Genomic DNA, 22,789 nt, shown 5'->3' on the forward strand with positions numbered 1-22,789 from the left:
GGGACTCGCTGACTATAAGGCACGAGCCGGTAGACATAGGCGGCCGCCCCTCGCTCAAGCCTGACCGATGGTCACCACGGGCGGCTTGGGCGTTTCATCGACGATGAGCTTGAAGATGTCGGGGCGGGCGTAGTGCCCGACCACATCGAAGTCATACTTGCCGCGCGTGACGTCATCCAGATCGATGTCGGCCGTGAGTATGCATTCGCCCTCGTAGTCCGGGCCGGCCAGCAACTGCCCGGCGGGGCTGATGATGGCGCTGCCGCCGCGCATCAGGACGGTATCGGCCGAATTTCCCTGGATGGCATCGTAGTCCTCGGGGAAATCGCCCCGTTTGATGTATTGGCAGGCGGAGAAGACGAAACAGCGGCCTTCCATGGCGATGTGCCGCATGCTGGTGATCCACTCGTCGCGGTCGTCCGCCGTCGGGGCGCAATAGAGCTGGATGCCTTTGCCATACATCGCCATGCGCAGCAGCGGCATGTAGTTTTCCCAGCAGATCACGGTGCCCATTTTCCCGTGCGGCGTATTGAACACGGGCAAGGTGGAGCCGTCGCCGTAACCCCAGATCAGGCGCTCCACGGCGGTCGGCATCAGCTTGCGGTGCTTGCCGATCATTTCGCCGCTGGGCGAGAAGTGCAGCGCGGTGCAATAGAGCGTGCCGATCTCCCGCTCCATGACGCCGACCACGACGTAGGCCTGGGCCTCGCGGGCGGCCGCGGCGATTTCGTCCACCTCGGGCCCCGGCACCGCGATCGCGCCGTTGAAGTAGCGCAGAAACTCTTCCCGTCCCCGGGGCAACCGGCCGCCCACACGCGCGCCGAAATCGCTGCCTTTCGGATAGCCGGAGATGGTGGCTTCCGGAAACACGATCAGCTTGGCGCCCAGTTCGGCCGCCTCGCGGATCTTAGCGACCACTTTCTCCACCGTGGCCTGTTTGTTGAACGGGATCGATGCGGTCTGAACGACCGCCGCCTTGAATGTCATTGCGAGGACTCCTCAGAGATGATTTCGCCGCGTTCAATGGTGACAATACGGTCCGCCATCGGCTGCAGCAGCTTGGGATTGGATTCGGTAATGAGCACGGCAAGATCGGGCTTGCGCGCGCGCAGGGTCTTCAGGCTGTCGGCATAGCGCAGGGCCAGCGCGGGCGCCAGGCCCTGGAAGGGCTCGTCCAGCAGCACCAGGTTTTCGCCGGCCATCAGCGCGCGGCCCAGCGCCACTATCTTTTGCTGCCCGCCCGACAGCAGGCCTCCCAGGCGATGATTGAGCTGCGCGAGTTCCGGCGCCACGGAATAGATCAGATCCAGCCTTTCACGAATCTGGACCGCGCTGAGCTTGCAGGCCCAGGCGGGCACCATCATGTTCTCGATGACCGTGAACTTGCCGATCAGGCGGCGCTCTTCGGGCGCAAATCCGATTCCCAGGCCGGCGCGCGCGTGGGCCTCCCGCGTTGCGAGGCTCTGCCCCTGGAATAGAAGCCTTCCCTGGGCCAGCGGCAGGGTACCCATGATGCCGCGTAGAAGCGAAGTCTTGCCTGCCCCGTTGCGCCCGATCAAGGCCACGGTTTCTCCGGCGCGTATATCAAGATCGACCTCGCGCAGCACCTTCGCGCCCTCGATATACGCGACCAGCTTGCTTGCCTGCAACATCATTGGGCGTCTCCGATCACATTGCGCAAGACATCCTCGTTCTGAAGAATCTCGGCAGGCGGACCATCCGCGGCGACCTGGCCGGCATTCCAGACGATGACGCGATCCATGTAGCGCTCGACCAATTCCATATCGTGTTCGACCAGCAATGCCGCGATATCCCGCTGCCGCAAAACCGGCATCAACATATCCATGATCTCGAACTTCTCCTGGGAGCTGACCCCGCTGGTAGGCTCGTCCATCAATAACAGGCTGGGCGACAAGGCCAGCGCCACGGCTATGTCCACCAGCTTGCGCACGCCTTCGGGCAAGGAGCCGATCTGTCGCCCCGCCTGCCCGAGCAAGCCGAAAATGGCCAGCAGCTCTTCAGCCTCGTCGCGGGCCGCTTTGCGATGCAGGGAGGACAGCGTCCAGAAACCGTCACGGGCCGCCAGCGCCAGCAGCAGGTTCTCGAGCACGGACTGCTCCGAAAACAGCTGCGGCAATTGGAAGGTCCGCGCGATGCCCAGGCGCGTGATGGCGCGGGGCTTCAGCCGGGTAAGGTCCTGGTCGCCGAATAGCACGCTGCCCTGCGTGGGCCGCACGTAACCCGTGCACAGATTCAGGAAAGTGGTCTTGCCCGAGCCGTTGGGCCCGATGATGGACGCGATCTGTCCGCGGTAGATGTGCAGGTTCACGCCGTTGGCTGCCTTGACGCCGCCGAACTCGACATGCAGATCCTTGGAACTGATGATGGCCTGCCCTTTCATTGGCGGGCCTCCTTACGGCCAAGCAGGCGCAGGCCCAGGCCGAACAATCCCGTCGGCGCAAACAATACGATCGCCACCAGCACCACTCCCATGATCATCTGCCACGAATTGGCCGCATAGGCGCTCGCGGTACTGCGCAGCGCCTCAAAGGACACGGCGCCCAGCAAGGCGCCCAGCACATTGCCTATGCCTCCCAGCACCGCGATAAAGACGAACTCGGCCGAACGGCTCCAATAGGCCATTTCCGGCGTGACGTGGCCCGTTCCCATCGCCGCGATGGCGCCGCCCAAGCCCGCGAGCGCGGCAGAAAAGACGTGCCCGACATAAAGCACCTGGCGCCCCGAGATGCCCAGGTACTCCAGGCGCGTCTCGTTGGTCTTGAGGGCCGCCAACGCTTGGCCTGGCGGCGAATTCAGGTAGCGCGTCACGGCGAAAAGCGCGACGGCCAGCATGACCAGGGCGGTGTAGAACAAGGCCCAGCCGAAAACCTCGACCTCCAGAGGCACACCGGCCAGCGTCTGAATCCGCACCGGCAGGCCATCGCTCCCTCCGGTCAGGCCATACAGCTTGAGCACCAGCGTAAATCCCACCATGGAAAAGGCCAGATTCAGCATGGCGTAGAAGATGTCGCGATAGCGCGACAGGATCAGGCCCAGGATGGCGCCCAGCGCCGCGCTCGACAGCACCGCCATGACGATGACCGCCAGCGCGTCGGCGCTCAAGTGGCGCGAGCCGAAGGCGGTTGCATAGGCGCCGCAGGCGAAATACAGCGCGTGGCCAAAAGAGACCTGGCCGGCGCGCAGCAGCAGCAACAGCCCCAGCGCGCAGAACGATATCGCCATGGCCATGGTCGCCAGCGGCCGCAGCGACGGCGCGATCAGCGGCAAGGCCACAAGCAGGAGCAACGGCAGGCAGGCGAGCGCCGTCGTTTTGAAATAGGTTTTCATCTTCAGATCCGACGGACTTGGGGCTTGCCGAAAAGGCCGTAAGGCTTGACCAGCAAGATGGCGGTCATGACCAGATACGGCACAACGGAGGACAGGGCGGGAAGCAGATGCACACACAAGGCCTGCACCAGTCCGACGATCACGGCGGTCACCGCCGTGCCCTGGAAATGGCCGAGTCCGGCGGTGGCCACGATGGCAAAGGAAATTACGATGGAATCGGCGCCTATTCCCGGCACCAGCGAAGTCGTGGGCGAGGCCAGCGCCCCGCCCAGGGCGGCCAGCGCGGTGCCCAGCATGAAAGTGATCGTGTAGACCCGCTTGGCATTGATGCCCAGCACGCGCGCCACCTCGTAGTCCTCGATGACCGTCGCGATCAGCTTCCCTTGCCGCGTCTTGTTGAAATAGAAGGTCAAGGCAAGCATTACCGCAATCGCCGATAGCGGCAGGACGAACAGCTGGTAGGCGGTGTAGTAGATGCCGCCCACCTCGACCATCCCCAGCATGGCAAGCGGCGCGTCATTGAACATCGGTTCCACCCCGAACATCATCTTCTGCACGTCCTCCAGGATCATGAAGACCCCGAAAGTAAGCAGGAGCTGCAGCGCGTGCTCCTTGCCATAGATGCGGCGCAGAAGAAAGCGTTCGACGAGCGGACCCAGGGTCACGCCGATGGCGACCGCCGCCAGCAGCAGGGCCGGATAGGTCCAGACGCCCCCATCGGGGCCCGCCAGCCAGAGCCCCAGGGTCACGGCGCCATAGGCGCCGAGCGCGTAGAAGCTGCCGTGAGCGACATTCAGGATGCGCATGATGCCGAAGATCAGGCTCAGGCCCACCGCCACCATGAACAGCACCGAGGCCTGCGCCAACCCGTCCAGCGTGGCCAGTAGAAGCGTTTGTTGCATGATGAAGCCGCTTATTCTGAAGGAGTGCCGACCCGCTGCATGACTTCCGGCGAGAGCGTCTTGAACCAGTCGTCGCTCTTCACGCCCACGGGCGGAGAGGTCAGCTCGGGAGGAATCACCAGCAGCTGCTTGAGTGTCTTGAAGTTCTGCCCGCTTTTCTCCGTGGCGACGCCCAGCAGTTGGCCTTCCATTGCCTGGTTGTCTTCCCGGATTTTCAGCTGGCCGGTGAAATCATTGAGCTCCAGCCCCTTCCAACCCTTGAGCAGCGCGGCTTGCAGCGATTTGCGATCGCCATCCCAGGACGTCTCGAGCGACTGCTGGACGGCGCGCACGGCCTGCGCCATGTGGTAGGACGGGAAACTCGGATAGGCACCCGTGCTCTTCTCGAAATCCGTCACGAAGGCCTGGTGCCCGGCGTTGCCGGCCATGACGGGATTGAATGCCCAGCTGTCGCCGCGCATGCCCACGATCGCCCCTTCCGGGAAGGCCTTACCCAACTGCTGCATGGAACTCTCGCCGTTGGCTGCCACCAGGCGGGAATTGCGGAACAGCGCGCGTGACGAGGCCTGTTTGACGAAAGTATTCATGTCTCCGCCCCACAGCGTCGTGAAGATGACGTCCGGACGCAGGGCCGACAGGCGGGAAATCTCGGTCGAGTAGTCCGAAGTCCCGAGTTTCGGGAACATTTCGGCGACGATCTTCACGTCCGGGCGCAGGGCTTGGACCGCGCCCCGGAAGGCGGCCCAGTTATCGCGGCCGAAAGCGTAATCCTGATTGATGCCGGCGATGGTCTTGACTTCCGGCATCAGCTTGAGCATGTACAGCGCCGTCGCCACGTTGTTCGACGGGGTGTAGTCGGACGTCCGGTACACATACTCGTACCTGGCGTCGGTGTAGATCCGCTCCGTGCCGCAGTCCCACAGCATGGTGGGCATTTTCAATTGCTCGGCGACCGGCGCGACCGCCAGGCAGATCGAACTCGACAGCCCGATGATCATCGCATCCACCTTGCCCGACTCGACCAGGCTGCGGTACTCCACGACGACGTTGTCCACGCCGTGGTTCTCGTCGATGAAGACCAGCTCGATGGGCGCGCCCTTGATGCCGCCGGCGCTGTTGATCTTTTCCACCTGCAAACGGGCGGCCTGCTGGGCAGGCACGCCGAAAACGGCCCCGGCGCCCGACAGATAGGTGGACACGCCGATGCGTATGGGCTCAGCCGCCTGGGCGGGTTGCCATAACGCGAAAGCAGCACCCAGGACAGCTGAAAACAGGCTCTTGTCTATCAATTTCATTGCTTCCCCTCGTTCGTATGCACAAGTTTCGTCTGCAGGCGCGCGACCTGCGCGATGCGGATGCGGCTCCTCGACGCGGTCCAGCCTGGCGAGCGGAAAGTGTATTTATAACGGTTTTGACCGTCAATTAAATCTGGCGGCGGGTTAACCCTATAGATCTAATATATATATGTTTTTACGTGAGTTTTTAAAAACAAACCTTCTGAATTTCGACAGTTTTAGCTATTTAAGGGGTTTGTTGTCGGAAAAATCCGACATTAAAATTCATGGACACCCGGGGCGCCGTTTGATACTGTCTAGCCGCTTCAGACATACCGCCCACGGGCCACGCGCCCGTCGGCCCACCAAAAGGAGACGCGTCAGGGATGGATCTGGAAGAGAAGCTCGGGCGGCTGGGTATTAGCGGCAATCTCTACCGGGTGTACAGGGCCGCCATTGAGTTGGGCGAAGTACCGGTATCCGAACTGGCGGCGAGCGCCGGCCTGCCGCGCACCACGACCTACGACGCGGTGCTGAGACTGGAAGAGGAAGGCTTGCTGAGGATCGAAGGCGCCGACCGCAAGCGCCACGTGGTGGCGCACGACCCTTCCGTACTGCTCGAATACGTGGCAGCCAGGCGCGTCATGGTCACGGAAATGATGCCCGAACTCAGGTCCATGTATAACCAGGCCAAAGGCAAGCCCAAGACGCGCTTCTACGAAGGCGCCGAGGGTATCCGCACCGTGCTGTGGGACAGCCTGAACGCATCGGTTTCCCTGCGGGCCACTTTCTCGATGTCCGAACTGCGTGAAGTCCCGGGCCTGGAAGAAATCAATCGCTACCGCGATGCGCGCATCGCCAAAGGCATAAGCATGCGCGTGATCCGTTCGCGCAGCCGCGACACCGACGACATCTGGCCCGCCAGCCAAGCCGAACTGCGCGAATTGCGATGGGCGCCAGCCGAGGCCAGCGTGGCAATGACCACCCTAATCTACGGCAATTGCGTCGCCATGATTTCATCCAAGCGTGAAAACTACGGCCTCATCATCGAAAGCGAAGAACACGCCCAGCACCAGAGCATGCTGTTCGATGCCTTCTGGGCCTCATGCCAGCCAGCGGCCTGAGCAGGATCGAGCGGCGCGGGCGGCCCGCTGCGATCTTGCTTGGGCGTCACGGACTCACTTCTCCGTTTTCATCACCAGCACCGGCTTGTCCCGGTACTGCTGCGGAAAGGTCTTGGCCAGGTTCTCGACCTTGGGCACGTCGTTGACCATGATGTACATGCTGTACGGATGGCGCACGAGATAGTCCTGGTGGTAGTCCTCGGCGGGGTAGAAGGCCTTCAGCGGCTCTATCGTCGTGGCCAGCGTCTTGGGATAGGCGCCGGCCTTGTTCAACTGCGCGATGTAGGCTTCGGCGACCTTGCGCTGGCTGTCGTCGGCGGGGAAGACCGCGGACCGGTACTGGGTGCCGCTGTCGGGACCCTGGCGGTTGAGCTGGGTCGGGTCGTGGGCCACCGAGAAATAAATCTGCAGTAGCTGGCCGTAGCTGACCTGGGCGGGGTCGTAGGTGATCTCCACGGCTTCAGCGTGACCGCTGCGGCCGCCGCTGACGGTGTCGTAGTTGGCGGTGGATGCCTGGCCGCCGGCATAGCCGGAGACGGCCGAGGTCACGCCCTTGACGTGCTGGAACACGGCCTGCACGCCCCAGAAGCAGCCGCCGGCGATGACGGCTTTCTGTGGCGCGGCAGCCGCGGGCTGGTCCAGCGCCGGGGGCGGAATGATGAAGGCCTGTTCGGCGGCGCTGGCCGCAGCGGATCCCAGCAGGCCGCAGGCGGCGGCCAGCGCGGCGCAGAGTTTGTGGGGCAGGCGGGTGGCGGACATGATGTCTCCTGGTGGCGGAAGGCCGGAAGGTGGGGCCAGATATTCAGGCTTGCGGAGTGAACGCCAGGGCCACGCCATTCATGCAATAGCGTAGTCCGGTCGGGCGCGGGCCGTCATCGAAGACATGGCCCAGGTGGCCGCCGCAGTTGGCGCAATGCACGGCGACGCGCGTCATGCCGAAGCTGCGGTCCTTGGTCTCGCCGACGGCGCCGTCCAGCGGTTGCCAGAAGCTGGGCCAGCCGGTGCCGCTGTCGAACTTGGTGGAAGAGGAGAACAGCGGGTGGGCGCAGCCGGCGCAGGCGTAGGCGCCCTTGCGATACTCCTTGTCCAGCGGGCTGGAGTAGGGCCGCTCGGTCGCTTCGCGGCGCAGAACGTCATATTGCTCGCGCGACAGCCGTTCGCGCCATTGCGCGTCGCTCAGCGTGTAGGGAAAGGTCTGGGCGGCGGCGGCCGGGCCGCCGCGCGCGGCCAGGACCGGGGCCAGGCCGGCGGCGATGGCCGCCGCGCCACCCAGGCCCAGGAACTGCCTGCGGTGTAGTCTCATGACATGCTCCGGATCAGGGCTGCTCGGGTGGGTGTTATTTGCTCATGCCGTCCTTGGACATGGAATCCTTGGACATGCCGCCTTTCGACATGCCGTCCTTGGACATGGAATCCTTGGACATGCCGTCTTTCGACATACCGTCCTTGGACATTGAATCCTTGGACATCCCGTCTTTCGACATGCCTTCCTTGGACATGGAACCCTTGGACATGCCGTCTTTCGACATGCCGTCCTTGGACATCGAATCCTTGGACATGCCGCCCTTCGACATGCCGTCCTTGGACATGGAATCCTTGGACATCGAGCCGCCGCCCGCGGCGTCCTTGCTCATGTTGTCGGCGGCGTGGACGGCCGTGGCGCCGAAGGCCAGGCACAGGGACAGCGCGGCGGTGGTAGCGATTTTCTTCATGATGCGTTCCTTTATGGAGTATGAAAGATTCCACCTAGCTGCCGCCGAACCAGTTGTAGCCCTGGTCCTCCCAGTAACCGCCTGGGTAGGTGTTGGTGATGAAAATTGCCTGTATGTGCTTGGGGTTCTTGTAGCCAAGCTTGGTGGGCATGCGCAGCTTCATGGGGAAGCCGTACTCGGGTGGCAGCGTCTGGCCGTCGTAGGTCAGCGCCAGGATGGTCTGGGGATGCAGCGCGGTGGGCATGTCGATGCTGGTGTAGTAGTCGTCGGCGCACTTGAAACCGACGTACTTGGCGTTCAGGTCCGCGCCCACGCGCTTGAGGAAGGCGGCAAACGGCACGCCGCCCCATTTGCCGATGGCGCTCCAGCCTTCCACGCAGATGTGCCGCGTCACCTGGTCGATCTGCGCCATGGCGCGCAGTTCTTCCAGCCGCCAGCGGTGCTTGTCGGCGACCAGGCCGCTGACTTCCAGCCGGAACGATTCCTCGTCCACATGCCGCACCTCGTCGATGCCGTAATAGGCGTTGAACGGGAAGGGTCGAGTGATCATGGATTCGGCATAGGTCGGCGCCAGCTTGTTGGGGTCGAAGATCCAGCCCTGCACCCGGTCGTTGAAGCGCGAAACAGCGGTCAGCGCCTTTTCCACGCTTTCGTCGTCCGATAGCGAGCAGCCGGACAGCATGGCCAGCCCGCCCAGGGTCAGGCTGCTGCGCAGGAAGGCGCGGCGCGAGGGTTGTTCGATCCGCTTTTCCAGGATCTTTCCGGCTTCCTTGAGAACGGCCGGGCCGTCCAGGCCGGGCAGGGAGGGGCGTTTGTGCTGGCTCACGGTGGGCTCCTTATTTGCCGCGGATCATGGCGATCAGGCTGCGCGGCACCAGCGCCACCATCACCAGGTGGACCGCCACGAACGCCGTCAGCAAGGCCATGGCGATAAAATGCACGCGGCGCGCGGCTTCGTATCCGCCCATCAGTTCGCGCAGCAGGTCGAACTGCACCGACTTCCACAGCACCAGTCCGGACAGGACTAGCACGGCGATATCGGCCATCACGAACAGGTAGGCCAGGCGCTGCACCTGGTTGTAGCGGCGCGGGTCGGCGTGGGCGAGCTTGCCGCGCAACGCCGCGCCCAGGTCGGCGGCCAGGCCGCGGATGCTCAAGGGGAAGAACTTGCGCCAGAGGCGGCCGGTGGCCAGATTCATGGCCAGGTACAGGACGCCGTTGAAGAACAGCAGCCACATGCCGGCGAAGTGCCATTGCAGGGCGCCGCCCAGCCAGCCGCCCAGCGTGATCTGTCGGGGGAACACGAAGTCGAACAGGGGCGAGGCGTTGTAGATGCGCCAGCCGCTGGTGACCATGATGACCACGGCCAGGGCATTGAGCCAGTGCATGATGCGCAGCCAGCCCGGATGGATGGGAGCGTTTGCCGGCGGCATGGACGGCGCGTCGTGGCTTGCGGGAGTGGCCAGCATGGCGGGGCTCCGGAGGGCTTGTTGTCGTTGGAGCCATTCTTCTCCGGGGCCGATACCGAAGTCCTCACGCAAACTTAAATTAATTGTGATAACTCGGCGGCGCGGATTGGCGACAATAGGCGCATAGCCCCTCTATAGAGTTTCCCGCCCATGGACACGCCCCGACGCGTACTCATCGTCGAAGACGACGCCCACATCGCCGAATTGCTGCGCCTGCATCTGCGGGACGAAGGCTATGCGGTCGAGCATGCCGCCGACGGCAACGAAGGCATGCGGCGGCTGGAGGAAGGCAGCTGGGACGCCCTGGTGCTGGACCTGATGCTGCCCGGTATCGACGGCCTGGAGATCTGCAAGCGGGCCCGCGCCATGGCGCGTTACACCCCCATCATCATCACCAGCGCGCGTTCCAGCGAGGTGCACCGCATCCTGGGCCTGGAGCTGGGCGCGGACGACTACCTGGCCAAGCCGTTCTCCATGCTGGAGCTGGTGGCGCGGGTGCGGGCGCTGCTGCGCCGCAGCGAGGCCTTGGAGCGCAATGCGCGCATCGATGCGGGCAGCCTGGCCCTGCATGGCGTGTCCATCGATCCGGTGGCGCGCACGGCCGAGGTGGACGGCCGCCGGCTGGACCTGACGCCGCGCGAGTTCGACCTGCTGCATTTCTTCGCGCGGCATCCGGACAAGGTCTACTCGCGCATGGATCTGCTGAACCAGGTATGGGGCTACCAGCACGAAGGCTATGAACACACGGTCAATACCCACATCAACCGGCTGCGCACCAAGATCGAGGCGGACCCGTCCGATCCGCAACGCATTCTGACGGTCTGGGGCAAGGGCTACAAATTCGCCGCAGGACCGGCCGGCGCGGGAGGCGCATCATGAAGCGGTTCACGCTCACCCAACGGCTGTCCGCCGTATTCGCCTTGCTGCTGCTGGCCTGCTGCGGCGCTTCGGCGTGGCTGCAGATCGCGGCCAATTCCCGCTACGAGCAAGAGGTGGTGCAGCGCCTGTCCAGCGGCCTGGCGCAGCACATCGCCGGCGCCAACGAATTGATGGACACCAACGGCTGGAAGCCGGCCGCGGTGCGCTCGCTGTTCGATATGCTGATGGCGGTGAACCCTGCGGTGGAGGTCTATCTGCTGTCCAACGACGGCCGCATCGTGGGCGATGCCGCGCCCGCCGGCCAGATCAAGCGCGACCGCGTCGACCTCGGACCCGTCCAGCGCCTGCTGGCGGGGGGGATGCTGCCCATCACGGGCGACGACCCGCGCAGCCTGGACGCGCGCAAGGTCTTCAGCGCCGCGCCGGTGCGCGTGGGCGGGCAGGAGAAGGGCTACGTCTACGTGGTGCTGCAAGGCCAGGCGCACGACGCGCTGGCGATGGCGGTGTCGCGCAGCTCCGTGCTGCGCACGACGCTGTGGTCCATCGCACTGGTCGCGCTGCTGGGGCTGGTTGCCGGCCTGGCGGCCTTCGCCTTGATCACGCGCCCGCTGCGCGGCCTGACGCGGGCTGTGCGCGCCTTCGACGGCGACGACGGGCAGGCCCTAGCCGCGCTGGAGCGTCCGGGCGACGCCTCGGACCGCAATGGCGACGAGATCGCGGTGCTGCGGCGCAGCTTCGTGCAGATGGGCAAGCGCATCTCGGACCAGTGGCGCGAATTGACGCGCCAGGACCAACAGCGGCGCGACCTGGTCGCCAACATCTCGCACGATCTGCGCACGCCGCTGACTTCGCTGCACGGCTATCTGGAAACGCTGAGGCTGAAGGACCAGTCGCTGGATCCGGACGAACGCCGCCGCTATCTGGACATTGCCTTGGCGCAAAGCCGCAAGGTCGGCCGCCTGGCGCAGGAACTCTTCGAGCTGGCGCGCCTGGAGTCCGGGCTGGTGCGGCTGGAGCCCGAAACCTTTTCCTTGCCGGAACTGGTGCAGGACGTGATCCAGAAGTTCGAACTGGCGGCCGAGGCCCGCCAGCAGCGCCTGACCACCGATATTCCGCAGGAGCTGCCGCCGGTGCGAGCGGACCTGGGCTTGATCGAGCGCGTGCTGACCAACTTGCTGGACAACGCCATCCGGCACAGCCCGCCAGGGGGGCTCATCGAATTGCGGCTGGGCAGCGCGCAGAACCTGGTGCAGGTGCAGGTCAGCGATACGGGCGAGGGGATTCCGCAGGCGCTGCGCGCCGGGCTTTTCACCCGGGCCAGCGCCTTGAACCGCGGCCCGGGCGATGGCGGCGGTCTGGGACTGGTGATCGTGCAACGCATTTTGCAGCTGCACCACAGCGAGATCAGGCTGGTGGACAACGCCGGGCCGGGTGCGGTGTTCCAGTTCGATCTGGCTGCGGCGCGTTAGCGTCCTGGCCCTGTGGCACAGGACGCCAGAAGGCGCTGGGCTGCATTTACTCGTCGCGAGCGCCGGGGTTGGCAGCGCGAACCAGCCGCCGCACCGTGCCGCGCGATGCGTCCACCTCCAGGACGTCGCCCGTGGCGACCTGTTGCATGATGCCCTGCACATTGACCACCGCCGGGATGCCGAACTCGCGCGCCACGATGGCGCCGTGCGACAGATAGCCGCCAGCCTCCATGACCAGCGCGCCCGCTCGCAGGAACAGCGGCGTCCAGGCCGGGTCGGTGGACGCGGCGACGAGGATGCCGCCCGCCGGCATGGCCAGGCCTTCGGACGGCGTGCGGGCCACGAAGGCGCTTGCCCGCGCGCGGCCGCCAGCGGCGGGGGTGCCGTGCCAGGCTGCGGCGGAACCGGAATCGCCAGTTGCGGGGGACGTCGGTACGGCCGCGCCGGCCTCGGCGTATTCGGCGATGACGTCGCGATCCGGGGTCGAGGCCCACGACTCCAGCTGCGCGCGGCGTAGGGCGGCGCGGTGGCCCGCGGCGGCGGGAGCCAGCCTGGCTTCGGCCAGGGCGACGAGTTCGGCGGCGGTCAGATGGAAGACGTCGTCCGCGGCGGCCAGGCCGTCTGGACGGACGAAGCGCCGGCCGAGCGCAAGGGCATTCTTGCGGGCCACCGCCAGATAGGCCACCAGCACGCTGCGCGCGGCTTCGCGCTGCCTGCCTTCGAGGCCGGCCGCGGTCAGCAGCTTGGCGGCCAGCGGCCGTTGCCAGAAAGGCAATGCCGCGCGCAGGCGCTGGCGGGCCTGGCTGGCCGCGCTGTCCTGCCGGGCGCGCAAGGCGGCAAGATCGGCGTCGGCCAGTTGCAGCACGCTGTCCAGCAGGTAGGCGGGGTTTTCGCGCCAGCGCGGGTTGCGCAGATAGGTTTCATAAACGGCGCGGTGGCCATATTGGCGCAGGAAGTCGGCGAAGGCCTGCTTGAAGGGACTGCCGTCCGGCAAGGCGCTGTGCCAGCCGGCGCTGTCGCGCGCCGGATCGCGCAGCCAGTCCATGGCCTGCGCGTCGGCGGCAGCCAGCCTGGCCAGCGCCATCAGGGCGTAGCTCTGTGCCGCCGTCACGCTGGGTTCGCCGCCGGCCAGCAGCGCGGCCGTCAGCGCGTGGCCTTCGCCCGGGCAGGCTTTCTCGACCATTTCCAGCAGCTTATGCAGCGCGCCGCCGCCTGAACCCTGCAGGAAGAAAAGTTGGTCCGCCGCCAGCACTGTGTGGAACTGCTCCCGCAAACGGGCGCCCAACTCGGCGTTGGACGCGGGCGCGGGCTGGTCCAGCCAGGCCTGGGCGCGGGCGACCAGTCGCGGCAGGTCCAGGTCCGCCTGCTTGCGCAAGGGGGCCGCGCGGCGCAGGTAGCGCAGGATGCGCGCGCCATGCCGCAGGCGTTGCGCCAGCGTCAGGGGCGGCACCGCGATCTCGGGCTGCGGGCCGCCCAGCAGCGCGTTCATGGCTTTCGGCGGCACGCCCAGCGCGTCATGGCCGACCCACTGGATGACGGAGGCGTCCAGATAGACCCGGCCCTGGAACAGCGCCGCCAGCCGCACGCCTGGCAGGGTGGAGTAGCCGCTAAGTTCAAAACCCGTGGTCAGCATGCGTTGCGCCATGACGCGGCCCGTATCCCATTCCAGCGCCGACAGGGCCAGCGGCAGGACCTCGCGGGTATTGCCGCGCGACCAGTACGCGGGCTGCGCGCGCAGCGCTGGATAGGTGTGGCGCGCCGCCGCGGTGACTGGGCGGGCCTGCACGATCCAGAAGCGTCGCCCGTCCCAGACCCATTCGATGTCGTAGCCGCCGCCGGCATAGTCCAGGGCGCGCGCTGCGTCGCGCACGATGTCGCCCAGGGCTTCAGCCTGCATGTCGGTCAGCACGGCCTCGGCCGCACGCGCGGCGGGCGTGGGTGCAAGCACGGTGCCCGAGGCGCCGGCGGGCTGGCTGAGGTGGCGCTTGGCGCCGATGCGGCGCCCGGCCAGGGGCCATGCCTGGCGCAGATAGTCTTCGCGCAGGCGATATTCGTCGCCGTCTGCCTCGCCGTCCACAAGCGATTCGCCCAAGCCCCAGTTGGCGTGGATGAGTATCTCGTCATGCCGTCCCGAAACTGGGTCGATGGTGAAGGCGATGCCGGAGGCGGCGGCGTCGATCAGCGGCATGACGACTACCGCCATGCCGGCGGGGTTCAGTCCCAGCTTCTGCCGGTAGGCGCAGGCCTGCGGCGTCCATTGCGAATCCCAGATCTGCCGGACGGCGTCGATTGCTGCTTTGGCGCCGCGCACGTTGAGGCAGGACAGATGGATGCCCGCGAACGAAGCGCCCGCCGAGTCTTCCTGGGGGGCGGACGAACGCAAGGCCAACGGCCGCTCGAGCCAGCCGCGCGCGGCGAGTTCATCGCGCAGAGCCTGGGCCACGGCGGGCAGCGGCGCCTGGCCCGGCTCGCGGTTCAGGCTGAGCGTGGCGGGCAGCACGAAGCCGTCCGGCACAGGTACGCCCAATTGCGCCATGCGGCCCAGCTGCCAGCCCTTGCCGCCCGCGGCCTGGGGGCCGGCCAGCGCTGCGCCGGCCCAATCCAGCACGGCGGCAGTCATGGCGCGGCCGCGGGCGCCACGCCGCGCACGAAGAGGCTGATGGCGGCGTCGAACTCCGCCTTCAGGCTGGCGCCGGGCAGGTCGAGCCAGCGCAGCATCGCGCCCAGATACAGGAATTGAAGCTGGTGGGCCAGTTGACTGGCGGCAAGATCGGTCCGGGCCTGGCCAGCGGCCTGCGCCTCTTCGATCAGCGCGCTGTACAGCGCCTGCATGCCGCTGCGCGGATAGCGGTCGTCGTCGCGTGTGCCGGGCTGCAGCGTCGACAGCCGGTAGCGCAGGTAGGGACCCAGATAGGCGCGGTGCGATTCGGACCAGTGCGCCGAGGCATGCAGCAGCCGCGTCAGGCGCTGCGCGAGGGAAGGCAGGGCGCGCAGCCCGGGCTGGAGCGCGTGGACACTGGCGGCCAGTTCCTCATGGAAGCGGTGCGCGAGCAGGGCTTCCTTGACGGGAAAATGGTTGTAGAGCGTTCCCTTGGACACGTCCGCCTGGGCGGCGATCTGTTCCATGGTGACCGCGTCATAGCCCAGGGTTTCGAACAGCCGCCAGGCGGTTTGCGCCAGATGGTCCAGGGTTTGCTGGCGCTTGCGCTCGCGACGCCCGGCTTCGGGGGCCGTGGATTCGGAGTGGGGAAAGGCGGAAGAGTCCATGGTGGCGGAAATAATTGAACGACGAATAATATTGTACGTCGTTCAATTATTTTCAGGAAGCCCGCCCGAAAGCCGTCGGTCTCAAGCTGTGGCGGGCATCTCGCCGTGCAGCAGGTAGTCCATCAATTCACGCACGGAGCGCATGGCGCTGCCGAAGGGCAGCTTGGAGGCGCCGCGGAAGAACAGCCCGCGGCTGACTTCGCCGCGCATGGCGGCCGCCAGTTTCAGGTCGATGCAGAATTGGCCGAAGCGCGAAAGGCCGTCGCGCAACCCGCATTGCGTCAGGCAGTCCATGCGCTGGCTGCAGCGCCGCGCGTCGCAGCGGGTGTTGGCCTGCAGCGTTTTTTCCTGGCGCAGATAACGCGTCAGCCAGGGCGTTTCCACGGCGCGGGCGGGCAGGCCCGCCACGCTGGTGAATTCGGCCAGCTTGTCCGGATCGGCGTCGATCAGCACGCGCTTGAAGTTCTCGTGCGCATCGCCTTCCTGGGTGACGGCAAAGGCCGTGCCGACCTGCACGCCGTCGGCGCCGTTGGCCAGCCAATGGCGCACCTGCTCGTGGCTGCCGACGCCGCCCGCCACGATCAGGCGCGGCGCGTCGGAGCCCAGCGCCAGTTCCTGGAACAGTTTGTGGCAATCGGCCAGCACGTGCTGGAAGTCGAAGCGTTCGCTGTGGATGTCGTCCAGGCGGGCTGCGCCCAGATGGCCGCCGGCGTGGCCGGGGTGTTCGATCACCACGGCGTCGGCCATGCGGCCCTTTTTCATCCATTTCTTCAGCACCACGGCCACGCCGCGCGCCTCGGACAGGATCGGCACCAGCGCCACCTTGGGATAGTCGGCCGTCATCTCGGGCAGGTCCAGCGGCAGGCCGGCGCCCATGACGATGGCATGGGCGCCGCTTTCGCAGGCCTGGCGCACCAGGGCGGGATGGTCGCGCACCGCCTTCATCACGTTCACGGCCACCAGGCCACGGCCTTGCGCCGTGTCCAGCGCCGCGCGTATTTCGCGGTCCAGGGCTACCTGGTTGGCGCCGTCGATGACGTCGCGGTCATGGCAGCGCTCGGTTTTTTCCATCAGATCGGGATGGTGATGGCGCAAATCCACACTGGCGATGGTGCCCATGGCGTTCTGGCTGGCGACCGCGCCGGCCAGGCGATGGGCGGATACGCCGACGCCCATGCCGCCCTGGACGATGGGCAGCAATTCGCGTCCGGCGAGGGTGAGTGATTTGAACCACGTCATGATGAGTCTTTCCTCTTTTCAAGTGGACAGAGGCTAGAGCAAGGGGGAGCGGGTCGCCTTGCGCAGGATCAAGCGGAGCAGCACCCCGCTCAGCGATAGGCGAACTCCTCGAACCATTGCATCAGCAGCGCCAGGGCCGGCGCGCCGAGCGCGCGCACCGGCGGCGCGTCGGGCGAGCGGCGCGCGCCCTGCACGGCAAAGCGGCGCACGCCGCGGCGCGCAAGCTCGCGCGCCAGGGCCAGCAGCCGGGTTTCGTCCAGCCAGTCCGGATGCCAGGTGATGCGGCATTCGAAGTCGATGCCGGCAGCCAGCAGCTGCGCCAGGCACGCCAGCGCAGGGCGCTGCGAATCGCGCCGGCCGGTGATGTCGTCATAGCCCTGGGCGTCGGCCTTGATGTCCAGGCCGACCCAGTCGAGGTGGCGCAGCACGTCGGCCAGGCGCAGGGGGTAGATGCCGGCGGTATGCAGTCCGACGCGGTAACCCATGCGCCTGACGTCGCGGATCATCTGCGGCAGGCGCGGCTCGCTCAGGGGTTCGCCGCCGGAAAATACGATGGCGTCGAGCAGGCCCTTGCGCGTTTCCAGGAAGGCGCGCGTCTCGCGCCAGTCGTAGCGCGCGGCGCGGGTCTGCAGTTCGACGTTGTGGCAGTAGTGGCAGCGCCAGGGGCAGCCCGCGATGAACACGACCGCGGCCAGTTGCCCCGGCCAGTCCACGGTGGAAAAAGGCACCAGCCCGCCGACCGCGGGCGAATGCCGCGGCAGAGGCTGGGCCACCGGTTGCGGCGGCGCCGGGTAGGCCGGCCGCGCCGTCAGCCGCCGCGTGCCCGGGCCGCAGCCCGGGGTGGACGCGGCGGCTTGTGGCGCGCCTTCAGGCGCTGCGTTCGACGAAGAAGCGGCGTTCATTGAATTCGCCCTGTTTGCCGGTGTTGAAGGAAGCGACGGGGCGGTGGTAGCCCATGACGCGGGTCCAGATTTCGCAGCGCACGCGCTGGCTGTCGTCCAGCCGCAGGGCGGGAGCGGTGGTGACTTCGGGAGCGATCAAGGTTTGCATGGCGGTTCCTCAGGGAGTGAATGCCGGGCGGCTGCCCGGCGGTCCGGTCGGGGCCTGTCGTGGTGACCAGGTCCTAGGCCGGGGTGCAGCATGCCGATTGCTTGGCCAGCAGCTCGGCATCGCATTTCGGGCAGAACTCGTGGTGCCCCGCCAGATAGCCGTGGTTGGGGCAGATGGAGAAAGTCGGCGTGACCGTGATGTAGGGCAGCCGGAAGTTCGACAGCGCGCGGCGCACCAGCTGCTTGCACGCGGCGGCGGAAGACACGGCCTCGTTCATGTACAGGTGCAGCACGGTGCCGCCGGTGTACTTGCCTTGCAGCGTTTCCTGCAGCTCCAGCGCATGGAAGGGATCGTCGGTGTGGCCCACCGGCAACTGGCTGGAGTTGGTGTAGTAGGGCTGAGCCTCGCTGCCCGCCTGCAGGATGGCGGGATAGCGCTTGCGGTCTTCGCGGGCGAAGCGGTAGGTGGTGCCTTCGGCCGGCGTGGCTTCCAGGTTGTACAGGTGGCCGGTCTCTTCCTGGAATTCGGTCATGCGGGCGCGCACGCGGTCCAGGAGGCGCACGGCCAGGGCGTGTCCCGCCGCAGAGGTGATGTCCTCGGTGTCGTCCGTGAAGTTGCGGACCATCTCGTTGATGCCATTCACACCCAGCGTGCTGAAGTGGTTGCGCAGAGTGCCCAGATAGCGGCGGGTATAGGGATAGAGACCCTGGTCGATATAGCGCTGCACCACCTTGCGCTTGGTTTCCAGCACATCGCGGCCCAGCTCCAGCAGGTGGTCCAGGCGCTGCATCAGCCGCGCTTCGTCGCCGCGGCAGGTATAGCCCAGGCGCGCGCAGTTGACCGTGACCACGCCGACCGAGCCGGTCTGCTCGGCCGAGCCGAACAGGCCGTTGCCGCGCTTGAGCAATTCGCGCAGGTCCAGCTGCAGGCGGCAGCACATCGAGCGCACCATGTGCGGTTCCAGGTCCGAGTTCAGGAAGTTCTGGAAATAGGGCAGGCCGTAGCGCGCCGTCATCTCGAACAGGCGCTCGGTGTTGGGATGGTCCCAGTCGAAGTCGGGCGTGATGTTGTAGGTCGGGATGGGGAAGGTGAACACGCGGCCCTTGGCATCGCCGGCCATCATGACCTCGATGTAGGCGCGGTTGATCATGTCCATCTCGGTCTGCAGTTCGCCGTAGGAGAACGGCATTTCCTCGCCGCCGATGTACGGGATCTGCTCCTTCAGGTCCGGCGGGCAGGTCCAGTCGAACGTGAGGTTGGTGAAGGGCGTCTGCGTGCCCCAGCGGCTGGGCACATTGAGGTTGTAGATGAGTTCCTGCATGGACTGCTTCACTTCCGCGTACGTCATGGCGTCGCGGCGGATGAAGGGCGCCATGTAGGTGTCGAAGGAACTGAACGCCTGCGCGCCGGCCCATTCGTTCTGCAGCGTGCCCAGGAAATTGACGATCTGGCCGATGGCCGCCGACATGTGGCGCGCCGGCGTCGCTTCCACCTTGCCGGGGATGCCGTTGAAGCCTTCGGTCAGCAGTTGGCGCAGCGACCAGCCGGCGCAATAGCCGCTCAACATGTCCAGGTCATGGATGTGGATGTCGCCTTCGCGGTGGGCGCGGCCGGCTTCGGGCGCAAACACGTTGGACAGCCAGTAGTTGGCGGTGACCTTGCCCGCCACGTTCAGGATCAGGCCGCCCAGGCTGTAGCCCTGGTTGGCGTTGGCGTTGACGCGCCAGTCGCGCTGGTCCAGGTATTCCTCCATGGCGCTTTCCACGTCCACCAGCGTGTGGCGCAGCGAGCGCAGCCGGGCGTGCTGTTCGCGGTGCACGATGTAGGCGCGCGCGGTGCGCCAGTGGCCCGCCTGGACCAGGGCTTCCTCGACGCGGTTCTGGATGGTTTCGACGCCGGGGCAAGGGTTGCCGGCCAGCGCGGCGATGACGCCGTCGGTCAGCGTTTGTGCGCCCGCCAAGTCCAGTTCCCCGGTGCTCTGGCCGGCCGCCGCCATGGCTTGGGCGATCTTGTCGCGGTCGAACGCCGCGACCCGGCCGTCGCGCTTGAGGATGTGCTGAATATGCATGACTGACACCATATGTAGTAGGGTGTGAAAACTCTACCACCACATATGGTGCGCGTATCGCCTCGCGCGGCTGGGATGTCAGTCTTGCTTGATGCGCATCAAACGCGCGCTTCGGAAGCTTCAGAAGCCGATGCCGACCCCGGCCAGGGATATCGCCACGGCCAGCGCGGCGGTGCCGGCGGCCGGGCGGGGCGCCCAGGACAGCATGCCGACCCAGAGCAGGGCGCCGGCCGAGAGCCAGCCCAGCCATGCCACCACGCCCACGGTATTGCCCCACAGCCCGACGCAGGGCAGCAAGGCCAGCGCCAGCAGCAGCACGCCGGCGCCGCGCAGCACGCGGGTGTGGCCGGCGGACGGATCGCGTCCCCAGATCTGGTCGTAATGGCGCGGCATGGCCAGGCTCAGGCAAGCCATGCCCGAGTAGGTCAGCAGCAGCGCCATGGAAATTGCGTACAGGTCGTTGATGTTCATGCGGCCGCCTCTGCGTCACTGCGGGGATTGCGCCGGGCGGGCGCGCTTGCGGGCCGTCGCCACAACAACAGGGCCGCCCAGCCCGATAGTACGCCGAACGCGACGGACGTCAGTTCGACGCCCGCGCTTTCCCAGTCGCCGCGGGCGATCTGCGCCAGGGGATGGTCGCCCAGGGTGACGAGCGACAGCGCCGGCAGCAGCAGGCACAGCGCCGACAGCAGGGCCAGTTGCGAGATCCAGGCGCGGCGCGGGCTGCACAGCCAGGCATGCGCCAGGGTCAGCGCCCATATCGCGAAGAAGCAACGCAGCTCCCACAGCGCGCGGTTTTCCAGCGCTACGGGCAGCAGGCGGTTGGCCCAGAAGTAGCCGATGCAGGCGATGGCCAGTCCGGCCAGCGCGGCCACGTTCAAGCCTTCTATCAACCGGTACACGCGCGCCGTCGCGCTGCCGAATTCGCCGCCATGTTTCGCGCGGCGCTTGACCATGAACAACAGCGCGCCCGTGCCCATCATGGCCGCGCCGGCCAGGCCGCAGATGAAGTACAGCCATTTCATGGCCAGGCCGCCGAACTTGACCATATGCAGACCGCTCATCACCTGGAATGTCAGGGAAGGCGCGCCGCCGTGGACCCCGCCTGGGGGCCGTACGCGCAGCAGTTCGCCGCTGGCGGAAAACTCGGCCATGCCGGTGGTGGCGCTGAGGTTCCTGGCGTCGTCGGTGGCTTCATTCCAGCCATAGACGCCGATGCGCATGGAGCTGTCTTCGGGGTTGTTGATGACGATGGCGCGCGCCGTCTGCCCGATCAGTTGCTCGCCGCGGGCCACGATGGGTTCCAGCGCCGGCATGCCCTGAGCCACGCCGGTGCGCGCCGGCCGGTCCTCGCCGGACAGTTCGGCCAGGAACAGGCGGCTGGCCCGCGGATCGGCGCCATAGGTTGCCGCGACGGGGGCGGGCATCAATATCGCGCTCGATATCACGATGCCGGTGTAGGCAATCATGAACTGGAAAGGCAGTGTCAGGACCGCCACCGCGTTGTGCGCGTCCAGCCAGGAGCGCTGGCCCTTCTTCGCGCGGAAGGTGAAGAAGTCCTTGAAGATGCGCTTGTGCGTGACCACGCCCGAAATCAGGGCGACCAGCATGGCCATGCTGGCGAAGGCAACAATCCACAGGCCCAGGCCGGCGTCGTGCAAGGTGTAGTGGAAATCCACGAAATGCGAGCCGCCCTGCGTTGCGCGGGCTTCGGCCTCGTGGTGGTCGTCAAGTTCCGCGCCGGTGTCGGGGTCCAGTTCGGCGTCGGCATACTGGCCGTTCTTGTCGAACCAATAGGCGGTCAGCCCGTTGTTGTGAAAGCGGTCGACCGGCCAGATTTCCCACATGCCCGCGCCCGCATGGTTGCGCGCCATGTAGTCCACGGCCAGTTCCAGCCGGCGGGCGCGGTCTACCGGGACGCTTTCCTTTTGCGCGGCCCGTGCTTCCGCCTCCTGGTGCTCGGGGGTCATCCAGTGCGTGATGGGTTCGGAGAAAACGGCCAGCGAGCCCGTCAGGAAGACGGTGAACAGCAGCCAGGAAAACCACAGGCCGACCCAGGTGTGGAGCCAGGCCATGGACAGGCGGAAACCGGATTTCAGGACGAGCCTCTTTCTTGTTGGTGCCGCCGCGAGCCGGACGGTCTGATTTTATTGAGAATAGTTCCAATTCTAGTCTAAATGGGGACGAGGCAGACCGCGTCGTCGCCTTGTATTTTCCGTGCCGCAGGCGGTAACCGGCGCGGGGCGCCCTGGACATAGCGCGAGCGAGCACGGACCGGGCATGGCAATTGCTGGGTAGGCGCTCCATCCGCATATCCGCCGCGGGCATGCGCGGATGCCCCATGTGAACGAAAGAGGAGCGCCCAATGAAACGCAAAGCCGGAAATACCTCGCAAATCGAGGAATTGTTGTACCAGGCCCTGGAGACCGAGATAGGCGGCCTGGCCGTCTATGAAACCGCCGTGACCTGCGCGGTGAATGAGGATCTGAAGAAGGAATGGCTTGGCTACCTGGAAGAAACGCGCACCCATCGCCGCGTACTGTTGACCGTATTCGAGCAGTTGCGCCTGGATCCGGAGGCGCAACCCCCGGGCAGGCAGGTGGTGCGCCATATCGGCGAATCGCTGGTCAAGGCCATGAAGATGGCGATCAACGCCGGCGACCCGGACGCGGCCCAACTGGTGGCCACCGAATGCGTGGTGCTGGCCGAGACCAAGGACCACGCCAACTGGTCCCTGATCGGCGTGATTGCCGAACAGCACAGCGGCGACCAGGCCAAGGTGCTCAAGCAGGCGTACGACGCCGTCGCCACGGACGAGGACCATCACCTCTATCACACGCAAGGCTGGTCGCGCGAGTTGTGGATCCAGTCCCTGGGATTCCCTGCGGTGCTGCCGCCTCCCGAAGAGGTCAAGCAGGTAGAGAGCGCCATTGGCGCGTCTCGGGCCGAGCAGGCGCGCGGCAAGATGCTGAGCCACTAGGAGATTGC

23 protein-coding genes are annotated in these 22,789 nt (G+C 66.2%); 4 read left to right on the plus strand and 19 right to left on the minus strand.

The window, feature by feature from the left end; genetic code table 11:
* Positions 1–54 precede the first annotated feature (54 nt).
* From AC3WOB_RS28520 to AC3WOB_RS28545, 6 genes are read right to left on the minus strand one after another with little or no spacing between them, the layout of a single operon-like run.
* Positions 55–987: a carbon-nitrogen hydrolase family protein gene (locus AC3WOB_RS28520; RefSeq protein ID WP_492276868.1), complete on the minus strand. Its 933-nt coding sequence runs from the start codon at positions 985–987 to the stop codon at positions 55–57.
* A complete protein-coding gene (locus AC3WOB_RS28525) occupies positions 984–1,655 on the minus strand; it encodes an ABC transporter ATP-binding protein (RefSeq protein ID WP_492276869.1) in 672 nt (223 codons plus the stop codon). The genes AC3WOB_RS28520 and AC3WOB_RS28525 overlap by 4 nt, the downstream gene beginning before the upstream one ends.
* Positions 1,652–2,401, minus strand: a complete 750-nt coding sequence (locus AC3WOB_RS28530) for an ABC transporter ATP-binding protein (protein WP_492276870.1) — start codon at positions 2,399–2,401, stop codon at positions 1,652–1,654. The genes AC3WOB_RS28525 and AC3WOB_RS28530 overlap by 4 nt, the downstream gene beginning before the upstream one ends.
* On the minus strand, positions 2,398–3,348 hold the full coding sequence (locus AC3WOB_RS28535) for a branched-chain amino acid ABC transporter permease (RefSeq protein WP_492276871.1): 951 nt from the start codon (positions 3,346–3,348) through the stop codon (positions 2,398–2,400). Before AC3WOB_RS28535 ends, AC3WOB_RS28530 begins: the two co-directional genes overlap by 4 nt.
* 2 nt (positions 3,349–3,350) lie before the next feature.
* A complete protein-coding gene (locus AC3WOB_RS28540) occupies positions 3,351–4,250 on the minus strand; it encodes a branched-chain amino acid ABC transporter permease (RefSeq protein WP_492276872.1) in 900 nt (299 codons plus the stop codon).
* An 11-nt stretch (positions 4,251–4,261) separates the two neighbouring features.
* A complete protein-coding gene (locus tag AC3WOB_RS28545) occupies positions 4,262–5,545 on the minus strand; it encodes an ABC transporter substrate-binding protein (RefSeq protein WP_492276873.1) in 1,284 nt (427 codons plus the stop codon).
* A gap of 365 nt (positions 5,546–5,910) precedes the next feature.
* Between AC3WOB_RS28545 and AC3WOB_RS28550 the strand changes: the two genes are divergently transcribed.
* On the plus strand, positions 5,911–6,648 hold the full coding sequence (locus AC3WOB_RS28550; protein ID WP_492276874.1) for a TrmB family transcriptional regulator: 738 nt from the start codon (positions 5,911–5,913) through the stop codon (positions 6,646–6,648).
* A gap of 54 nt (positions 6,649–6,702) precedes the next feature.
* Here AC3WOB_RS28550 and msrA read toward each other — a convergent pair whose 3' ends face one another.
* From msrA to AC3WOB_RS28575, 5 genes are read right to left on the minus strand one after another with little or no spacing between them, the layout of a single operon-like run.
* The gene (gene msrA / locus AC3WOB_RS28555; protein WP_492276875.1) at positions 6,703–7,407 is read right to left on the minus strand and encodes a peptide-methionine (S)-S-oxide reductase MsrA; all 705 of its coding nucleotides are present in this window, start codon (positions 7,405–7,407) and stop codon (positions 6,703–6,705) included.
* Between the two features lie 43 nt (positions 7,408–7,450).
* The gene (gene msrB, locus AC3WOB_RS28560) at positions 7,451–7,951 is read right to left on the minus strand and encodes a peptide-methionine (R)-S-oxide reductase MsrB (protein ID WP_207467615.1); all 501 of its coding nucleotides are present in this window, start codon (positions 7,949–7,951) and stop codon (positions 7,451–7,453) included.
* Between the two features lie 34 nt (positions 7,952–7,985).
* Entirely contained in the window at positions 7,986–8,360 is a 375-nt protein-coding gene (locus tag AC3WOB_RS28565) for a pentapeptide MXKDX repeat protein (RefSeq protein ID WP_492276876.1), read from the minus strand.
* Between the two features lie 34 nt (positions 8,361–8,394).
* The gene (locus tag AC3WOB_RS28570) at positions 8,395–9,186 is read right to left on the minus strand and encodes a molybdopterin-dependent oxidoreductase (RefSeq protein ID WP_492276877.1); all 792 of its coding nucleotides are present in this window, start codon (positions 9,184–9,186) and stop codon (positions 8,395–8,397) included.
* Between the two features lie 10 nt (positions 9,187–9,196).
* On the minus strand, positions 9,197–9,829 hold the full coding sequence (locus tag AC3WOB_RS28575) for a cytochrome b/b6 domain-containing protein (protein WP_492276878.1): 633 nt from the start codon (positions 9,827–9,829) through the stop codon (positions 9,197–9,199).
* 150 nt (positions 9,830–9,979) lie between these two features.
* Here AC3WOB_RS28575 and AC3WOB_RS28580 point away from each other — a divergent pair, with 150 nt between their 5' ends.
* Both AC3WOB_RS28580 and AC3WOB_RS28585 read left to right on the plus strand, forming a co-directional pair.
* The gene (locus AC3WOB_RS28580; RefSeq protein WP_492276879.1) at positions 9,980–10,708 is read left to right on the plus strand and encodes a response regulator transcription factor; all 729 of its coding nucleotides are present in this window, start codon (positions 9,980–9,982) and stop codon (positions 10,706–10,708) included.
* The gene (locus tag AC3WOB_RS28585) at positions 10,705–12,177 is read left to right on the plus strand and encodes a sensor histidine kinase (protein ID WP_492276880.1); all 1,473 of its coding nucleotides are present in this window, start codon (positions 10,705–10,707) and stop codon (positions 12,175–12,177) included. Before AC3WOB_RS28580 ends, AC3WOB_RS28585 begins: the two co-directional genes overlap by 4 nt.
* A 46-nt stretch (positions 12,178–12,223) precedes the next feature.
* On the opposite strand, the gene AC3WOB_RS28590 is transcribed toward AC3WOB_RS28585, so the two are convergent.
* The 8 genes from AC3WOB_RS28590 to AC3WOB_RS28625 all read right to left on the minus strand — a co-directional run bounded on the left by AC3WOB_RS28590 (position 12,224) and on the right by AC3WOB_RS28625 (position 21,876).
* The gene (locus AC3WOB_RS28590; protein ID WP_492276881.1) at positions 12,224–14,797 is read right to left on the minus strand and encodes a PEP/pyruvate-binding domain-containing protein; all 2,574 of its coding nucleotides are present in this window, start codon (positions 14,795–14,797) and stop codon (positions 12,224–12,226) included.
* Entirely contained in the window at positions 14,794–15,444 is a 651-nt protein-coding gene (locus AC3WOB_RS28595; protein WP_492276882.1) for a TetR/AcrR family transcriptional regulator, read from the minus strand. Before AC3WOB_RS28595 ends, AC3WOB_RS28590 begins: the two co-directional genes overlap by 4 nt.
* An 81-nt stretch (positions 15,445–15,525) precedes the next feature.
* Positions 15,526–16,683 (minus strand): NAD(P)H-dependent flavin oxidoreductase, encoded by a 1,158-nt coding sequence (locus tag AC3WOB_RS28600; protein ID WP_013393549.1) that lies wholly within the window; start codon positions 16,681–16,683, stop codon positions 15,526–15,528.
* A gap of 89 nt (positions 16,684–16,772) precedes the next feature.
* On the minus strand, positions 16,773–17,585 hold the full coding sequence (locus AC3WOB_RS28605; RefSeq protein ID WP_492276883.1) for an anaerobic ribonucleoside-triphosphate reductase activating protein: 813 nt from the start codon (positions 17,583–17,585) through the stop codon (positions 16,773–16,775).
* Positions 17,551–17,733, minus strand: coding sequence for an anaerobic ribonucleoside-triphosphate reductase (gene nrdD, locus AC3WOB_RS28610; protein ID WP_013393551.1), 183 nt, complete (start codon positions 17,731–17,733; stop codon positions 17,551–17,553). The genes AC3WOB_RS28605 and nrdD overlap by 35 nt, the downstream gene beginning before the upstream one ends.
* 73 nt (positions 17,734–17,806) lie before the next feature.
* On the minus strand, positions 17,807–19,801 hold the full coding sequence (locus tag AC3WOB_RS28615; protein WP_492276884.1) for a ribonucleoside triphosphate reductase: 1,995 nt from the start codon (positions 19,799–19,801) through the stop codon (positions 17,807–17,809).
* Between the two features lie 120 nt (positions 19,802–19,921).
* Positions 19,922–20,272 carry a DUF3325 domain-containing protein gene (locus AC3WOB_RS28620; protein ID WP_492276885.1) on the minus strand — a complete coding sequence of 117 codons (351 nt, stop codon included), beginning with the start codon at positions 20,270–20,272 and terminating at the stop codon, positions 19,922–19,924.
* Complete coding sequence (locus AC3WOB_RS28625) at positions 20,269–21,876, minus strand: PepSY-associated TM helix domain-containing protein (protein ID WP_492276886.1); 1,608 nt, start codon at positions 21,874–21,876, stop codon at positions 20,269–20,271. The genes AC3WOB_RS28620 and AC3WOB_RS28625 overlap by 4 nt, the downstream gene beginning before the upstream one ends.
* Before the next feature lie 290 nt (positions 21,877–22,166).
* Here AC3WOB_RS28625 and AC3WOB_RS28630 point away from each other — a divergent pair, with 290 nt between their 5' ends.
* On the plus strand, positions 22,167–22,781 hold the full coding sequence (locus AC3WOB_RS28630; RefSeq protein ID WP_492276887.1) for a ferritin family protein: 615 nt from the start codon (positions 22,167–22,169) through the stop codon (positions 22,779–22,781).
* Positions 22,782–22,789: the final 8 nt, after the last annotated feature.

It is taken from the genome of Achromobacter sp. FW305-C-30-7 (assembly GCF_058783105.1).

What these genes read in the sequence shown, in the direction of transcription:
- AC3WOB_RS28620 (WP_492276885.1), bottom strand. Translation starts at nt 20,272, where the DNA reads ATGAACATCAACGACCTGTACGCAATTTCCATGGCGCTGCTGCTGACC.
- AC3WOB_RS28630 (WP_492276887.1), top strand. Translation starts at nt 22,167, where the DNA reads ATGAAACGCAAAGCCGGAAATACCTCGCAAATCGAGGAATTGTTGTAC.
- AC3WOB_RS28575 (WP_492276878.1), bottom strand. Translation starts at nt 9,829, where the DNA reads ATGCTGGCCACTCCCGCAAGCCACGACGCGCCGTCCATGCCGCCGGCA.
- nrdD (WP_013393551.1), bottom strand. Translation starts at nt 17,733, where the DNA reads ATGCAAACCTTGATCGCTCCCGAAGTCACCACCGCTCCCGCCCTGCGG.
- AC3WOB_RS28535 (WP_492276871.1), bottom strand. Translation starts at nt 3,348, where the DNA reads ATGAAAACCTATTTCAAAACGACGGCGCTCGCCTGCCTGCCGTTGCTC.
- AC3WOB_RS28585 (WP_492276880.1), top strand. Translation starts at nt 10,705, where the DNA reads ATGAAGCGGTTCACGCTCACCCAACGGCTGTCCGCCGTATTCGCCTTG.
- AC3WOB_RS28525 (WP_492276869.1), bottom strand. Translation starts at nt 1,655, where the DNA reads ATGATGTTGCAGGCAAGCAAGCTGGTCGCGTATATCGAGGGCGCGAAG.
- AC3WOB_RS28520 (WP_492276868.1), bottom strand. Translation starts at nt 987, where the DNA reads ATGACATTCAAGGCGGCGGTCGTTCAGACCGCATCGATCCCGTTCAAC.
- AC3WOB_RS28590 (WP_492276881.1), bottom strand. Translation starts at nt 14,797, where the DNA reads ATGACTGCCGCCGTGCTGGATTGGGCCGGCGCAGCGCTGGCCGGCCCC.
- AC3WOB_RS28600 (WP_013393549.1), bottom strand. Translation starts at nt 16,683, where the DNA reads ATGACGTGGTTCAAATCACTCACCCTCGCCGGACGCGAATTGCTGCCC.
- AC3WOB_RS28565 (WP_492276876.1), bottom strand. Translation starts at nt 8,360, where the DNA reads ATGAAGAAAATCGCTACCACCGCCGCGCTGTCCCTGTGCCTGGCCTTC.
- AC3WOB_RS28530 (WP_492276870.1), bottom strand. Translation starts at nt 2,401, where the DNA reads ATGAAAGGGCAGGCCATCATCAGTTCCAAGGATCTGCATGTCGAGTTC.
- msrB (WP_207467615.1), bottom strand. Translation starts at nt 7,951, where the DNA reads ATGAGACTACACCGCAGGCAGTTCCTGGGCCTGGGTGGCGCGGCGGCC.
- AC3WOB_RS28540 (WP_492276872.1), bottom strand. Translation starts at nt 4,250, where the DNA reads ATGCAACAAACGCTTCTACTGGCCACGCTGGACGGGTTGGCGCAGGCC.
- AC3WOB_RS28550 (WP_492276874.1), top strand. Translation starts at nt 5,911, where the DNA reads ATGGATCTGGAAGAGAAGCTCGGGCGGCTGGGTATTAGCGGCAATCTC.
- AC3WOB_RS28595 (WP_492276882.1), bottom strand. Translation starts at nt 15,444, where the DNA reads ATGGACTCTTCCGCCTTTCCCCACTCCGAATCCACGGCCCCCGAAGCC.
- AC3WOB_RS28580 (WP_492276879.1), top strand. Translation starts at nt 9,980, where the DNA reads ATGGACACGCCCCGACGCGTACTCATCGTCGAAGACGACGCCCACATC.
- AC3WOB_RS28605 (WP_492276883.1), bottom strand. Translation starts at nt 17,585, where the DNA reads ATGAACGCCGCTTCTTCGTCGAACGCAGCGCCTGAAGGCGCGCCACAA.
- AC3WOB_RS28625 (WP_492276886.1), bottom strand. Translation starts at nt 21,876, where the DNA reads ATGGCCTGGCTCCACACCTGGGTCGGCCTGTGGTTTTCCTGGCTGCTG.
- AC3WOB_RS28615 (WP_492276884.1), bottom strand. Translation starts at nt 19,801, where the DNA reads ATGCATATTCAGCACATCCTCAAGCGCGACGGCCGGGTCGCGGCGTTC.
- msrA (WP_492276875.1), bottom strand. Translation starts at nt 7,407, where the DNA reads ATGTCCGCCACCCGCCTGCCCCACAAACTCTGCGCCGCGCTGGCCGCC.
- AC3WOB_RS28545 (WP_492276873.1), bottom strand. Translation starts at nt 5,545, where the DNA reads ATGAAATTGATAGACAAGAGCCTGTTTTCAGCTGTCCTGGGTGCTGCT.